A 16,365-nucleotide genomic window follows, 5' to 3' on the forward strand; every position below is an offset into this window, starting at 1 on the left:
AAAACCTTATTTTTAGATTATTACATATTATATTTTTGACTTTAAAACCAATAAAAAACAAGCCATGAACGAACAAAACGAAACCAACATTAACCTTAACGAACAACAATTTTTCCACGGTACAAAGGCGCAATTAAAAATCGGCGACTTAATTAGCCCAGGTTTTAACTCAAACTTCGGCAAACAGAATGTAGCGAAATACGTTTACCTGACAGCTACGCTGGATGCCGCAACCTGGGGAGCCGAGCTTGCTTTGGGCGAAGAGCCCGGCAGAATTTATATTGTTAAACCAACAGGTGCCTTTGAGGATGATCCTAACTTGACGGATAAAAAATATCCCGGAAACATTACTAAGTCATACCGCACCAAAGAACCACTTTTAATTATTGGTGAAGTTATAGACTGGCAAGGGCACGATCCTGAACGGCTTCAGGCAATGAGGGATAATGTTGCTCGAATTAGACAATTGGGTATTGAGGCCATTGAGGATTAATTACTATCCAAACTTTTAATAAAAGCCACCAACTCACCCTTCTCTTTAATCGTCAAATGCAGTTGATCTGTCGGCAAGGTTTGATTTGGTAGTTTAATCCCCATCCCCGCCCCGCCGCCTTTGTTGTAAAAGTCGACTACCTCCGCTAAGCTTTTATAGATACCGTTATGCATGTAAGGCGCTGTCCGCGCGGCATTGCGAACCGTGGTTACTTTGAAAGCATGCTTATTAAAATCCAGCGGCTGGATACCGTGGGTTCCGGGATCAGGGTCAACCTGTTTGCTGCTTTTGCTTTTTGGTACGCCGATCACTTCGGCTTCTATTTGCATGTAGCGCGGTGGCAACGCTCCGTTAAAAAGCGGCATGTAATGGCAGGTACTGCATTTGGCTTTGCCCATAAACAGATTAAAACCATTAATCTCTGCCAGTGTCAGCGCTTTTGAATTGCCGCGCATATATTCGTCAAAACGGCTATTTAACGCCGTTAGGCTGCGTACATAGCTGGCCAGGGCGTTCATTACCTCGAATGTATCTATTGCTGTGCGTTTGTCGATGTGGTAAGCTTGATCAAACAGTTTGCGATATTCATCATTGCGCCAAAGCTTGCCGATGGCTACCCGCATATCGCCGTGCATTTCGTCTTTGTTATCAATTACATCATTGGCCTGGTCTTCTAGCGAAGACGCACGCAGATCATAAAACTGGGCAGGCTGTAACGCGGCGTTGATAAGCGTAGGTGTATTACGGGCCACCAATTTTCTGCCGGTGATATCCAGGTTTTTGGGTAATCCGTCGGTAAATGCTTTATTGGGTTGATGGCAGGTTGCGCAGCTTCGCGCCCCATTGCCTGAAAGTATAGGATCGAAGAATAGTTTTTTCCCTAATGCGATCTTTTGGGTGGTTGCAGAATCTGCAGGCGATTCGATAAATGCATTACGATTATAGGCATTTGCATCAAACAATGTCGCCGCATTTTGACTAAGTAAACGATTGTACCGTAACTCTGATAAATTAAGCCTGTTATGCAATTGAGCAATTTGGCGGGTTAAAGGATTTGCATAACGGGTAATAAATGCGGCGCGATCAAAATGATCAAAACCAGCCACTTGGATTAAGTATCTGATAGACGCACTAAAATCAATCGAAGAGTCGTAATGATGAACGACCTCCTGAACGCTCCGTAAACTAACTGCTGACTCGGCAAAGCAATTTCGCAGCAAGGGGTCGTCAAAATCATTCAACCCCAGCTGCTCTACTCTAAAAACCTGCTGTTTAGCGGCATCCAGTATCTGCCAATCCTGCAAATCGGCATGTTTGAAATTGTCCTGAAAAGTCTTTGTGTTAGCAGTTAATCGCGATAGCAAACCAAGTATTTGCCGCTTTTTGCTAATGTCAATATGTGGATAGATATCCTGCTCAATCACCTGTAAACCATCGGGCTGAATGATTAGTCCGTTTAACTCGGCCTCAGGCACCGGCGGCCCGTTAATTAGTCGCGTAGTCAGCGGGTCGAAATATTCGACTGCCCACTCCACACGCTTATAACTCAGGCGAAGCTGCTTAAAGCGCTCCTGGAGTAAACGTTTGTGCGCAATATCAAATGGTGTAGAACGTAACAATCCGATAGCTTTTAAAAGACTATCGGATTGCCGTATCAATTGCTGTTGAATTTGTTGCGTGGGTTTATCGTCAGGCTTTCTTAAAGAAAGCAGCGAAACCGCTATCGTCAACAATAAACCAACGGCGGTTACTTTAAAAGTTAAACGCATGGCTAAACGGATCAGCTTTTTTATCGCGGTCAGTTAACGGCGCTATGCCCCAACGCTTCTCTATAAAAGCCAGGATACTTACGGTTTCGTATTGCGTATGGTCAACATAACCCTTTTTTGCAAAAGGTGATATTACCAGCGCAGGAACACGAGAGCCCGGACCCCATTTATCAATAACCGGCGGAGCGACGTGATCCCAAAAACCACCATTTTCGTCATATGTTAAAATAATTACGGCATCTTTGCCATTGGGGCCATTCAACACCGCATTGATCAACTTAACTGCGTGATTTTCGCCGGCATTGATTGACGATTGTCCCGGATGCTCATTCTCCAAACCCGAAGGTTTTACGAAAGACACTGCAGGCAAAGTGCCTTTCTGTGCTGCTTCTAAAAATTCAGTCTCGTCTTTTAAATGTTCTGCCCTATCCTTAGATCCTGGTGTATAACGTTGAAAATAAACAATAGGTTGGTGGTGATAAGTAAACCCACGATAAGGTTTGCCCGCTTCAATATCGTTCCATCCTTCTGAATACCATGCCCATGATACGCCTTTGTCTGTTAACCGATCACCAATGTTAGGGCCGGTTTGAATGGGCAATAAGCCGGCAGGATCAGCTTTTTGGGGATGAAGATTGACCGAATTGATGGTGTTAACCGCGTAATCATCAGGAGTAATCGTGCCATCTTTTACTAGTTTGCCAGAAGCATCCAACTGTGCTTTCATCACAGCAGGTGCATTTGGGTACACCGGCGATGCAGCAGCAACCAACCAGATATGATTTAGAAAAGATCCGCCGAAGGCGCTATGGTAAAAATTGTCGCAAAGCGTATACTTTTTCGCCAGGTCGTATAAAGGTATTTCGCTTGTTTTATAATAGCCCATTGAAAGGCCTTTGGTAAAGTTATACTGGGCAAATTTATCCATCTTGCCACCGTCTATCTGTAGCTGTTCCTGGTAAAAACGGTGCGTAATATCAGGACTTACTTCATCGGCAGATACATATTGGTTGATGTTAAAAACGTCATTTGGCAAGTTAGTAGGGAAAGCACTGCTTTTTGGTACCGGCGGCAATGTTTCAAAGGGCTTGCCATTTGCATCAACCTGTATAATATTCTCTTTTTTTGCTTTGTCTAACCCGTCTGCGCCAGGGAATTGCCCCCACAAATTATCAAAGCTGTGGTTCTCCATATAAATAACCACTACATGTTTTACTTTGCTTAATTGTGCCTTTGCTGGTATTACTCCTAACATGCAAAATGCCGCGAGGACAGAAATTCGTTTATTAAGTTTAACTTTCATTATAGATATAGATGTGTCAATGTGTTTGTGCTGTTGAAGCTATGTTTATTTTCGGCCGTTTTACCTGTCGGTAAACTTCGTCTAACGCCTGTTGAAAAGTAGCCACCCAAATTTCTTTTTTATGCTGATGTAAATAATCCATTAGTTGTTGATGTGCTTCGGTAGATATAGTAATGTAGTCGCCGCCAACACCATGGATCATAATCACGCCAAGTCCGCCAGTTTTCTCAACATTCTTTACGAAAGCGATTAACTTCTCTCCTGTTTCGCCACCGTCCAGGCCATAGGATGGCACACGCAGGGTATCCATATTTTTAAAGTCAGTTATTACGTTGCTGCTGTCGCCACCAATTCGTGCGTATTTTACAACATGAAATTTGCGTAAAGAGTCTACATAATCCCTTCCACCGGCAAAAGTTTCTGCACACGGGTAGGCAAAAGTGCGGGTTGTTTTCCCATCTATCGCAAATAACCACCGGTCCATCACTTCAATCTCACGGATCATATGATAAGCTGTATATTTTTCAGATTTGGCAGGATTATCTTCGATAGCCAGGCAGGGATGATATAAAGTATGGTTACCTAGTTCATAACCTTCCTTTGCCAACTTGCGCCAACTTGGAATAGTTGTACTATCTATATCACTTGTTAAAAAAAAAGTAGCTTTTAAACCGGCATGCTCTAGTTGGGGTATCGCGTTTTTAAGTTGCGATCGTAGCGCATCGTCATAGGTTAGCACAATAGCAGCTTTACGGTTTTTAGGCCAATGCACTTCCTGTGCCCGGGTGGTCAACGTTGCCAACACGCACACCATCCACCATAAAAATAAACCGATGCCTTTGCTGCTTTTTACCATACTGCTATTACAAAACTAAAATTTATTGCCATGTACGGCGAATAGATCGACATAAAACTAGACGCGATTTTGATAAATGGTGTACTGTGAACACAAAATTGTCTATACAACACTTAACTGTAGCTTTATTTTTACATGACGATATTTTAACTTAATCTATATTTATGCCAAACAACTCATTTTTGACATGATTAAACAAATTACCAACCTTACTTTTTTTGTATTGCTTTCGACAGCAGCTGTTGCTCAAACTACGCCGGCGCCGGCCACGAAAGGGCAAAATCCTCAACGCAGACGCGGTCAACCCCATCCATTTACTTTGACCGTTAATGACGCTGCAAAAACTAAAATAGATACCACGAAGTTAGGTGTTGCTTTCAGAGCCGTATATCCAGGCTTTGCTAATGCCGATGGTTACCGCACTAAGCGCGAAGTAACTATGCGCATCATAGATACCGCAAAAGACTTTACATTAAAAGCTGTACCCGGCGAAATTGTAGCAAACGGCAAATGGTTGAAAAAGAAACAGAATCTGCAAAATTTCCAACAGTCATTGCAAGATGCATTGCAAAAAAACTGGGTATCTGTTGATACGATAAAAAAAGACGGCTATTCTTTGGTGTTCGTCAATTTAAATGAAAAATTTAACCCTACCATCCAGAAAAACCTAATCAGTACCTACTTTGAAGTTTACCCGAAATTGGTTGGCCTGTTTAATGACAAAGCAACGCACGATGTAATCTTTGTTACTGACACCGCTTATAAAGGTGTAGCCGAAACCAGCGGTAACCGTATTTTATTTGCTACTAAATACATGGACAAGTTTCCGTATGATGTTGATATCGTTACGCACGAAGGTATGCACATAGTACAAGGTTATGGCTATGGTTCAGGCCCGGTTTGGCTAACAGAGGGTATTGCCGATTATATCCGTTATAAATACGGCGTTGATAATGTAGGTTCAAAATGGTACCTGCCGGCTTTTAAAGCAAAAGACAAAGGTTACGAGCAAAGCTACCGCATTACCGCCCGTTTCTTTGAATGGATTGACCAGAAAGTTAAACCGGGTATGATCATTCAGATTGATAAAGAATTAAGAAATCATACCTATACCGCCGATACCTGGGCTACACTGTCAGGTAAAACACTTGATCAGCTTTGGGCTGATTATTCGGCTAATCCAGACCTTAACCTGGTTTATAGCAGCAAGAGTCTTTAAGATTTGAAACATTACATATAATAACAAAGCCCGGTACGCTGTATTGGGCTTTGTTATTTATTCTATAATTTAGCTATTAAAATATTCCTGATGATTAAAACTACTACCCTCATCGCCATTATCTTATTAAGCGGATTAGCCACATCAGCCCAAACTAATCTGAGCAAGAAAGAAGCAGCACAATTTGCCGCTACCGAACTACAAACCCAAATGGCTCAACAAAAAACAAAGGCCGATGCGGAATGGGCTGCCAAACAGATCCAGTATAAAAACTTCACCATGAAGTTTACTACGCAGATCTTTGGCGACAAACCTGCCGATGGCCGTAGTCTGTACATTTCGCTGCATGGCGGTGGCGGCACAACCACTAAAGAGAACGACCAACAATGGGAGAATCAGAAGCGGTTATATAAACTGAAAGAAGGTGTTTATTTTGTGCCTCGTGCACCTGTTGATGCCTGGAACATGTGGCATGATTATCCTATTGACGAATTGTTTTCCGAACTGATAAAAAGCGAGATTGTAATGGACGATGTGAATCCGGATAAGATTTATGTAATGGGTTACTCTGCCGGTGGCGATGGTGTTTTTCAGTTAGCCCCCCGCCTGGCGGATTATTGGGGTGCAGCAGCGATGATGGCTGGCCATCCCGGCGACGCGCAGATTTTGAACTTGAAAAACATTCCGTTCGATGCTTTTGTTGGTGGAAAGGATGCCGCTTATCATCGTAATGAATTAGTAGCCCAATGGGGCGCCCGACTGGACAGTCTACAGAAGGTCTATCCTGGCAGCTTTACACACCGCCTACATGTTTACCCTGATTTACCGCATTGGATGAATCGTAAAGACACCATTGCTGTGCCATGGCTGGCCTCTTTCAAAAGAAACCCTTTACCTAAAGATGTTATCTGGATCCAGGATGATATTTTACGAGATCAATTTTATTGGTTGGGTACCGATATCGCGAAAGCAAAACAAGGTCAGAAAGTACGGGTAGCTGTGTCTGGTAATGATATCAATATTATTGACGATCAGGACGAGGTATTGTATATTTATTTAAATGATGATCTGGTAAATCTTGATAAAAAGGTGTCTGTTTCTGTAAATGGCAAACAGGTATTCAATAAAAGAGTGTCGCGCAATGCGGATATCATCAAACAATCGATTTCAGCCCGGTTAGATAAGGGCTTAATTTTTAGTGGCAAACTCGTCGTGAAAAACGGGCAGGTATCAGGCAGCTAAGTTTGCTACGTAAGTAAGTTATTACAATAGCGCTATACTAAACCGAAAGTTTCTTTTATTTCCTATAATTGAGGCGTATTAACACCCCCTATAACCAGAACATTGAACCAATTATACAATGAAATTTAAACATTTACTTTTTACCCCATTCCTGTTAATTAACGCAGCGTTTGCACAGCAACAGCCTGATCTGGTACATTACGTAAATACCTTACAGGGCACCAATTCTGATTTCAGACAAACACACGGTAACACTTACCCTACCACTGCCCTGCCTTTCGGTATGCATACCTGGACACCGCAAACCGGAAAGAATGGTGATGGCTGGAAATATCAATATTTAAAAGATCATATCCGTGGTTTCCAGCAGGCACACCAGTGTAGCTCATGGACGAGAGATTACGCCGTGTTTTCTGTAATGCCGATGAGCGAATTAGTGGTTGATGAAAATAAACGCGAAGCTAAATTCAGCCACGCTAATGAGATCGCGAAGCCAAACTACTATAAAGTGCAGTTTGACAATAAGATCGCCACGGAAATAGCACCAACCGAGCGTGGTGCGCATTTAAGATTCAGTTATCCAGGCGGCCAGAAAAGCTTTTTAGTTTTAGATGGTTATACCCGGCTAAGTGGTGTTAAAATTGATGCGAAAGCAAATACGATAACTGGTTGGGTAAATAACGGCGAAGGTTTTAAAAAAGGCTGGAAAAGTTATTTCGTGATGCAGTTTGATCAGCCGATTAAAGCTTACGGAACCTGGGATAACAAAACCAATACTACTCATGCCGATTCGACAGAGGCTGAAGGTTTAGGAAAAGGCGCTTATGTTCAGTTTAAAAATGGTGTCAAAGTGCAGGTTAAAACAGCATCGTCATACATCAGTCTTGAACAAGCCCAACTAAACCTGAAACGCGAGTTAGGTGCCGATAAAACCTTAGAACAAACCAAAGCTAACGCCGCAGCGGTTTGGAATAAATCCCTAGGTAAAATTACTGTTGAAGGCGGTACTCAGGCCGATAGAGAAACATTCTATTCTTGCTTTTTCCGTGCAAGCTTATTTTCTCGTAAGTTTTATGAGCTTGACGCTGCGGGCAAACCGGTTTACTTTAGCCCGTATGATGGTACGGTACATCCCGGTTATATGTTTACCGATACTGGTTTTTGGGATACTTTCAGGGCGCAGTTTCCGCTGAATACCTTGGTGCAACCTGAACAGCAGGGCCGTTATATGCAGGCGCTGTTAGACGCTTACAAGCAATGTGGCTGGTTGCCTTCATGGTCATTCCCTAGCGAGGCCGGCAGCATGGTGGGTAACCACGGTATTTCTTTATTGGCCGATGCCTGGGCAAAAGGTCTTCATACATTCGATCCTAAAGTGGCATTAGAAGCTTATTATCATGAAGCTACCAACAAAGGCCCTTGGGGGCCGGCAAACGGCCGCGAAGGCTGGAAAGAGTATTATGAATTAGGTTATGTTCCTTATCCAAAATATCGCGAAGCAACAGCTAAAACTTTAGAATATGCTTATGATGATTGGTGTGCTTATCAACTGGCCAAAATGACGGATAATAAACCTTACATGGATATTTTCTCTCGCCAGATGCGTAACTACCGGAATGTTTACAACCCGGCTACCCACTTTATGGAAGGCAAAGACAGCGATGGCCAGTGGAAACCCAAATTCGATCCGTTTGAATGGGGCGGCCCTTTTACTGAAGGCAACTCATGGCATTACACCTGGTCGGTTTTCCAGGATACACAGGATTTAATTAACATGATGGGCGGTAATCATAATTTTAACGCTAAGCTTGACTCTGTTTTCAGCGAGCCAACTACGGTAAACACCGGCACCTATCACGGCATGATCCACGAGATGACCGAAATGGTAGTAGCTAACATGGGTCAGTACGCGCAGGGTAACCAGCCTATTCAACACATGATCTATTTATATGATTACGCCGGCGAACCATGGAAGGGCCAGTACCACGCCCGTGACGCGATGTACAGGTTATACAACGCTACAGAAAACGGTTATCCCGGTGATGAAGATCAAGGCCAAACATCGTCATGGTACGTGTTAAGTGCTATAGGTATGTACAGCGTAACCCCGGGTACCAATCAGTATGCCTTAGGCAGCCCGATGTTTAAAAAGATCACGTTGAATCTGGAGAACGGAAAGAAATTTGTTATAGACGCTGCGGCTAATGACAAGGATCATGTTTATATACAGTCGGCTACTTTAAATGGTAAAGACTTCACCAAAAATTACATCACTTATGATGAGTTAACAAATGGTGGCGAGTTAAAACTGGAAATGAGCGATAAGCCTAACAAAACCAGGGGCACTGGTAAAGACGACAAACCATTCTCCTTAACGAAATAAAATGCTTAAAATAAAGGGATTAATATTTGCCGGATGTTTGTTAATTACCCAAATAAGCTGGGCACAAAGCAAGCGGTCTATAGATACTAATCCTTTGGCAGGTACTATCGATTTTCATTGCCATGCCGGCCCCGATGTTTCGGCAAGATCGATCAGTGATTTAGATTTGGTGCGATTGGCAAAAAAAGAAGGCATGCGCGGCATAGTCCTCAAAAATCATTACACCATGACTGCCGACAGAGCCGAAACGGCAATGAAAGAGGTTGGCGGTATAGAGGTATTTGGTGGTATAGCACTTAACCGGTCTGTTGGTGGTTTGAATGCCGAAGCGGTACGCCGCATGGCGGCTATGGAAGGGCACCGCGGCAAAGTGGTTTGGCTGCCTACCGTTGACGCCGAGAATAATTTCGAACATGGCCCGGGGCCACGCAAGTTTGTAAGTGTGGTTAAAGACGGTAAACCAGTACCCGAAATAGCAGAAGTTTACGAAGTTATTGCTAAGAACGACCTGATCCTGGAAACGGGCCATTCCACCCCTGCCGAATCAATGATATTGATATCAGCCGCCACACAAGCGGGAATTAAAAAGATCATAGTTACCCATGCCATGCTTTTAGGCGCAACCGTTGAGCAAATGAAACAAATGGCAGCGATGGGTGCCGTTATTGAATTTTGCTGGCAGGCTTACCTGGCCAAAAAAGGCAATAAGAATTTAGGCGATGAAAAAGCAGTTATAACTTGTGTAAACGCCATCAAAGCCATAGGTGCAGAACATTGTATTATTGATTCTGATCTTGGACAGCCAGGTAACCCGCTGCATCCTGATGGTATGCGGGCTTATATCATCGCGCTAAAAGCTAATGGGCTAAGCGAGCATGACATTGATCTGGTCGCCCGGAAAAATCCGGCTAAATTATTAGGCCTGCCTACCGAGTAAGTTTGTATTTTTATTGAACCAATTTTATACCTGATGAAGAAAGTACTTGTTTCTATCGCTGCTTGTTTATTGATTATTGTGGCGTATGCTAAACCTCACCCAATAAGCAAGCCATCCATCACCAAAATACTTTACGGCGAGGCGGAAGGTAAGCAGATCTACCAATACACTTTAACCAATAGTAATGGTATGCAGATTAAAGTAATCAATTACGGGGCTACTATAACTGATATACTGACCCCTGACAGGGATAAAAAACTTGGCGATGTGGTTTTAGGTTTCGACTCATTAAAACAGTACATGGGCCGCGATAACGCGTTGCTGGGCGCCATGGTGGGCCGTGTAGCTAATCGTATTTCCAATAAAAGGTTTACACTTGACGGTACAGAATACGTTTTAGCATCAAACATACATGGTGGCCCTAAAGGCTTTGATAAGCAGATATGGAACATCGTAGAAATACCCGGTAAAGAAGTAGCATTAAAACTAACCTATTTTAGTAAAGATGGTGAGATGGGCTATCCCGGCAATCTGAACGTTACCGTGATCTATACCCTTACTAATAACAACGAATTAAAGCTTAACTATTCGGCAACAACTGATAAAGCTACGCCGGTAGTGCTCACTAATCATACTTATTTTAATTTATCCGGCACTACAGAAAATGTGTCCGACTGGCAATTAACTATTCTTGCCGACCAATACCTGGAGGCCGACAAAGACGTGATGCCCAGCGGCAAACTGCTCGACGTAAAAGGCACCCCTTTTGATTTTACTCAACCTACAGCTGTTGGTAAAAACATTGCAGCAGCCGGTAACGGTTACGACCTAAGCTATGCATTGCGAAATAAGTCTGGCAAAATAGCTTTGGCGGCCACAGCATATGAGCCTGTAAGCGGCCGCGTGATGCAGGTTTTTACTACAGAACCAGGTTTAGTGGTATACACCGGTAACCATTTTAGCGAACGAATAATTGGTCGTAACGGGCAACATTTCAATAAATGGGGCGCGTTGTGTTTAGAAACCATGCATTATCCTGATTCTCCTAATCATTCTAATTTCCCCAATGTGATCTTGAGACCGGGCGAGACTTTTAAATCGGAGACTATTTATAAGTTTTCGACTAAATAAATGAAAAAGCTTGCTGCTTTGCTCCTGGCTCTCTGCGCGTTTTATGGCGTAACTGCCCAGCGCATCAGCAAAATATTTTTTGGCGAAGCCGATGGTCAGAAGATCTGGCAGTATACGTTGCAGAACAGCAAAGGCATGCAGGTTAAAGTGATTAACTATGGCGCTACCATCACCGATATCATTACGCCGGATAAGGATGGCCACATGGGCGATGTGGTATTGGGCTTTGATTCATTAAAACAGTACATCAGCAAAGACAACGCACGTATGGGCGCCATTCGCGGGCGTGTTACCAATCGTATTGCTAATAACCGATTCATTGTAGACGGTAAAGAATACAACGTCATCACCAGCAAAAATGGCGAAGTGATGGGCACCAACAAGAAGATTTGGAACATTGAAGAAGTACCCGGCAAAAAAGAGGTATCGCTTAAAGTAACGTATCTGAGCAAAAACGGCGAGGAAGGTTTCCCGGGCAATCTGAATCTGACGGTACTTTACACGCTTACCAATGCTAACGAACTTAAGATAAACTATACCGTTACTACCGACCAGCCCACCCCTGTTGTACTCACCAGTCATTCCTATTTTAATTTATCGGGCGGTAAGGAAGATAAAGTATTAAATACCGAGGTCCAGTTTTTTGCCAGCCAATATCTGGAAACAGGTAAAGGTGGTATCCCCGATGGTAATTTGTTGGCTGTAAAAGGCACTCCTTTTGATTTCACTTCGCCGCAATCGATTGGTAAACGTATCCAGGATTTTAATAACGGCGATGGTTATGATTTAACCTATGCGTTACGTAATCAATCAGGCAAACTGGCTTTAGCAGCCGTGGCATATGAACCCGCCAGCGGCCGCATAATGAAAACCTACACTACCGAGCCTGGCGTTGTATTTTATACAGGCAATGCTTTAAATGAAAAGCTACGCGGCAAAGGCGGAAAACCTTTTACCAAACATGGCGCATTCTGTCTGGAAACACAGCACTATCCTGATTCGCCTAATCAACCTAAATTTGCCAGTGTAATATTAAGACCTGGTGAAACTTTCAGGTCGGAAACTGTTTATCAGTTTTCCGTTAAGAAATAACATTATTATAAAACACAAAGGCCCAATGATTTCTCATCGGGCCTTTTCTATTTTATGTCTTTTTAAATTAAGATTGTCTTTGTTGCTGACGTTTCTCGCCTGCCAGTGGTAGCGATGATATGTAAAGTACAATACCTATACCGAAAGTTACAAACCCACCGTAAGCTAAACCTGCAGATGCACTGATTCCACTTCCCGAGTCAGCAGCATTAAGTGCATGATCTGGCGTCAAAACAAACGATCCTGCTACTATTACTATACCTATTAATGTTATGATTAATCCTAAAGTCTTTTTCATGTCTTTATCAAAAAATTACCTGCGCAAATATATAAACTTTGCGCTTTATTTATATCTCGTAAAACAATTCTTTTAATCTTAACTTTCTAATAACAGTAATTTATTTTTCCGTTTGCTTATAAGATGACTGTTACCTCTTTCTTTTTAAAAACTTGCTGTAAAAAACTGTTAAACTTAGCCGCTTTTTCAATATTTGCTGTCGCGATTTTCTCTACCGAAAATGCTGCTGCACAGGCCGATGTCACCTATCAGCAAAAAACGATTAAAGACACATTGCCTCCTAAGCCGGCACGTACAAGAAACAATCCGCATCATTTTACCCGTTCAGCTATTGAACTTGGTATGGCCGAGATATTGCCATTTATGTGGGATAGGTACTTGAAAAAAGCAGATTATGCACAGATTACCTGGAAATCTGTAGGCCACAATTATAACCCTACCAGTTGGACCTGGGATGATGACCCTTTTACTACCAATCAATTTGGGCACCCGTTTCACGGAAGTATATTTTATAACACTTTTCGGTCAAATGGTTATACCTTTTGGCAATCTGTACCGGCTGCTGCTGTAGGAAGTTATCTCTGGGAAAGTACCGCCGAAAATCAACCTCCCGCTATTAACGATTTTATTAACACTACTTTCGGCGGAGTTGTGTTGGGCGAAATGACGCATCGGATGGCCGACAAGATAACTAATACAACACAAACCGGCTTTGGGCGTCAAGCCAGCGAAGTTTTTGCATTGATCATCAATCCATCAAATGGGCTTACCCGAATTTTAGATGGTAAGTGGGGCAAACCGGTAAAAAACTCAAAACGAGATTCGTCAGATATTTCTACAGAAATTGACGTAGGCGGGCGAACGTTTAATCGTAATAATTCAAACATTTTGCACAACAGTAATTATGGCTGGTACGGCCACATTAAATTACTGTACGGTACGCCCTACAAAGACTATAATACACCATTTAGTAACATCACTGTAAATGTTGAGGTTGGCAAGGATGATAGCTCTTTAGTTAATATGGTTAGCGTATACGGATCGTTAGCGGGTTGGGAAATCAAATCGAACGAAAAATTACAACACTTGCTGGTGCTTTCTGCTAATTATGATTTCCTGCATAACTCTGCATTTTTTTATGGCGGAGAAAGTGTGAAAGCTAACTTTTTATCAGAATACGATATTACCAAAAAGACGAAGATCACCACAAATTTTGGAGCAGGCCCTATCCTATTGTCGGCTATCCCCGACCCATATTTTATTCAACCACATGGACGGGATTATGATTACGGGCCCGGGGTTGCATTTAGCGGCGGTGGCCAGTTAACCTTATTAGATATATTAACCTACGGAATAAATTACCGGGGTGGTTATACGGTCACAGTAAACGGACAGCCCTCACACCATTTTTTACATACAGTAGCTAGCGAGGTGACGTTAAACGTAGTAAAGAAATTGGCCTTTAGCATCGAGTCGGGTTATTTTGCTTTGCATGGTCGATACCAAAAATTTGCAGACATCGATCAAAACTATCCCTACCTGCGTGTGTCAACGCGGTATAGTTTAAATTTCTAATTGTCCCACCAACTTTAATTTTGTTTTTCGTTTAATTTATTGGCGAATGTTTTTCTATCTTGAAGGCAATTTGTAAGATGACGAAAGCCTTAAACTTGAAACGATTGATTTTAACCGCCCTGACCCTGTTCATGTGCCTGAAATCGTTCGCTCAACCACCGTCAACAGCTTCATTATTAGTTCGTTTAAAACATTCGCCCGCCGATACCAGTAGAATAAATATTTACAAAGCGCTTATTGTTGCTTACCGTAATGAAAAGCCGGATTCGGCTGTTTTTTTTGCAAAGCAAGGCCTGGCTTTTGCTTCAACACTTAGTTATCCTATGGGCGTTGGTTTAATGCATGGCCAATTAGGGGCTATTGATATCGCTTTAGGTAAAATAGATTCAGCTAAATTTCACCTTAAAACAGCTCTATCCATTTTTGAAAAGATAAATTACCAGCAAGGCCTGGTGGTTGTTCATAATAGCCTGGGTATCGTGTTCGCGAAGACAGCAGGCTATAAAGAGTCGGCGCAGAATTTTTTAGCGGCATTAAAAATAAATCAAGCCCGGAATGATGTTCACGGCCTGGTGCAATCGTATTTGAAACTAGGTGCACTGAACGAACAGATCAATAACTTAGACAAGGCGCTTGAATATCAAGAGTCCGCGTTAAAGCTAAATACGCAATTGCCTCCGTCTAATTCTGAGTCATATATATTGAATAATATAGGCATCATCTACGCTAAGAAAGGGCAAATGAAGGAGGCTCTTCAATATTTTCTAAACAGCGTTAAAAAAGCCCATACGAGCGAACCTGAGCTTATGGCTATGATATTTGGAAATGTAGGCGATGCTTATCAGCAATTAGGTAATACTAAAAAAGCGTTCGACTATCAAAATGAGGCTTTGGCAATAGCGCGTAAACTAAATTTAGCCGAAGCTGAAGCCACCACATTGGTTAACCTGGCATCGTTAAAAACAACTACCAAGCCTGATACTGCATTAATTTTACTTAAACAGGCTTTGTTGATTACCCAAAAAATACAACAGCACCATGTAAGACTGGATGCTTATGCTGGGCTAATAGAAGTTTACAAACAACAGGGCAATTATAAAGCAACCTCAGAAACGCTTGAGAAGCGCGACGCATTGAAGGATAGTCTTTTTACATTAAAAAACTCGAAGGATATAGCTGATCTTATTGCTAATAATGAGTTAGTCAATTCAAAAATAAAAGTCAAGGACTTGCAGCTAAGCGCCGCCCGTAGTAAGCTGCAAACAGGAATTATATTAGCCGTAGCCATATGCGCAATTATTGTTCTAATAATTGTCGTTTTATTCTATTCTCAAACTAAGGATCTAAATACTCAATTACTACATCAACAAGAGGAATTAAAAAGCTTAAATAACTTTAAAGACAAACTTTTTTCTATTATCAGTCATGATTTACGCTCTCCTATTGCAACCATTGTTAATCTGTTAAGTGTTTTGGAGGATGATGTAGATATGGCAGAGATTAAAATTTTTATACCAAGACTAAAACAACATAGCCAATCTACCTTAGATGTGATGGATAAGTTGTTAATATGGGGGCAAACGCAGCTTAAAGGTGCTATACATGAAAAAGTGCATTTTAATGTGAAAGATCTGATAGTACAAAGCCTGCATCTGAACCAGGAAACAGCCGACCAAAAGAAAATAAAACTGATTGATAACACGCCTGGTGAGGTTATTATTTGTGCAGATAGCTCGCACGTTGAATTTGTGATCAGAAACCTGTTGGCTAATGCGGTTAAATTTACGCATACCGACGGTTTTGTAGAAATATCAGCACTTGTTGGCGAGCCTGCCGGTTACTCGACCATTGCTATAAAGGATAATGGCATTGGTGTAGACAAATCATTGCAAGCCCAAATATTTGAACCCGGTAACAGAAGCATTCAGGGCACTGAAAGCGAAAAAGGCAACAGTATAGGCTTGATGCTTTGTAAAGAGTTTGTAGAACGCAACGGCGGTAAAATATGGGTAGAGAGCGAATTAGGAAAAGGTACCTGCTTTTACGTTTCGTTTCAACAATAGTCAG

Annotated in this window: 13 protein-coding genes; 9 read left to right on the forward strand and 4 right to left on the reverse strand. The window is 42.2% G+C overall.

Annotated elements, in window-relative coordinates; genetic code table 11:
* Positions 1 to 64 precede the first annotated feature (64 nt).
* Complete coding sequence (gene arr / locus HB679_RS04145; protein WP_214070668.1) at positions 65 to 493, forward strand: NAD(+)--rifampin ADP-ribosyltransferase; 429 nt, start codon at positions 65 to 67, stop codon at positions 491 to 493.
* On the opposite strand, the gene HB679_RS04150 is transcribed toward arr, so the two are convergent.
* From HB679_RS04150 to HB679_RS04160, 3 genes are read right to left on the reverse strand one after another with little or no spacing between them, the layout of a single operon-like run.
* On the reverse strand, positions 490 to 2,262 hold the full coding sequence (locus HB679_RS04150; protein WP_214070669.1) for a cytochrome c peroxidase: 1,773 nt from the start codon (positions 2,260 to 2,262) through the stop codon (positions 490 to 492). The two genes, arr and HB679_RS04150, sit on opposite strands and share 4 nt — an antisense overlap.
* Entirely contained in the window at positions 2,246 to 3,565 is a 1,320-nt protein-coding gene (locus HB679_RS04155) for an alkaline phosphatase family protein (RefSeq protein ID WP_214070670.1), read from the reverse strand. Before HB679_RS04155 ends, HB679_RS04150 begins: the two co-directional genes overlap by 17 nt.
* A gap of 16 nt (positions 3,566 to 3,581) precedes the next feature.
* Positions 3,582 to 4,421, reverse strand: coding sequence for a polysaccharide deacetylase family protein (locus HB679_RS04160; protein ID WP_214070671.1), 840 nt, complete (start codon positions 4,419 to 4,421; stop codon positions 3,582 to 3,584).
* A 187-nt stretch (positions 4,422 to 4,608) separates the two neighbouring features.
* On the opposite strand from HB679_RS04160, the gene HB679_RS04165 reads away from it, so the two are divergent.
* From HB679_RS04165 to HB679_RS04190, 6 genes are all read left to right on the forward strand, one after another.
* Positions 4,609 to 5,640, forward strand: coding sequence for a basic secretory protein-like protein (locus HB679_RS04165; protein WP_214070672.1), 1,032 nt, complete (start codon positions 4,609 to 4,611; stop codon positions 5,638 to 5,640).
* A 90-nt stretch (positions 5,641 to 5,730) separates the two neighbouring features.
* Positions 5,731 to 6,882, forward strand: coding sequence for an alpha/beta hydrolase (locus tag HB679_RS04170; RefSeq protein ID WP_214070673.1), 1,152 nt, complete (start codon positions 5,731 to 5,733; stop codon positions 6,880 to 6,882).
* 118 nt (positions 6,883 to 7,000) lie between these two features.
* The gene (locus HB679_RS04175) at positions 7,001 to 9,265 is read left to right on the forward strand and encodes a GH92 family glycosyl hydrolase (RefSeq protein WP_214070674.1); all 2,265 of its coding nucleotides are present in this window, start codon (positions 7,001 to 7,003) and stop codon (positions 9,263 to 9,265) included.
* Position 9,266: 1 nt separating this feature from the next.
* Positions 9,267 to 10,202, forward strand: a complete 936-nt coding sequence (locus HB679_RS04180) for a DUF6282 family protein (RefSeq protein ID WP_214070675.1) — start codon at positions 9,267 to 9,269, stop codon at positions 10,200 to 10,202.
* A 33-nt stretch (positions 10,203 to 10,235) separates the two neighbouring features.
* Positions 10,236 to 11,333 carry an aldose epimerase family protein gene (locus HB679_RS04185; protein WP_214070676.1) on the forward strand — a complete coding sequence of 366 codons (1,098 nt, stop codon included), beginning with the start codon at positions 10,236 to 10,238 and terminating at the stop codon, positions 11,331 to 11,333.
* Entirely contained in the window at positions 11,334 to 12,425 is a 1,092-nt protein-coding gene (locus HB679_RS04190; protein ID WP_214070677.1) for an aldose epimerase family protein, read from the forward strand.
* 67 nt (positions 12,426 to 12,492) lie between these two features.
* On the opposite strand, the gene HB679_RS04195 is transcribed toward HB679_RS04190, so the two are convergent.
* The gene (locus tag HB679_RS04195; RefSeq protein ID WP_214070678.1) at positions 12,493 to 12,723 is read right to left on the reverse strand and encodes a hypothetical protein; all 231 of its coding nucleotides are present in this window, start codon (positions 12,721 to 12,723) and stop codon (positions 12,493 to 12,495) included.
* A gap of 123 nt (positions 12,724 to 12,846) precedes the next feature.
* Between HB679_RS04195 and HB679_RS04200 the strand changes: the two genes are divergently transcribed.
* Together HB679_RS04200 and HB679_RS04205 are read left to right on the forward strand one after the other, a co-directional pair.
* Positions 12,847 to 14,298, forward strand: coding sequence for a DUF3943 domain-containing protein (locus tag HB679_RS04200; protein ID WP_214070679.1), 1,452 nt, complete (start codon positions 12,847 to 12,849; stop codon positions 14,296 to 14,298).
* 77 nt (positions 14,299 to 14,375) lie between these two features.
* Entirely contained in the window at positions 14,376 to 16,361 is a 1,986-nt protein-coding gene (locus HB679_RS04205) for a tetratricopeptide repeat protein (RefSeq protein WP_214070680.1), read from the forward strand.
* Positions 16,362 to 16,365: the final 4 nt, after the last annotated feature.

It is taken from the genome of Mucilaginibacter sp. dw_454, assembly GCF_018449775.1.
In the GTDB taxonomy this organism is placed as follows: domain Bacteria; phylum Bacteroidota; class Bacteroidia; order Sphingobacteriales; family Sphingobacteriaceae; genus Mucilaginibacter.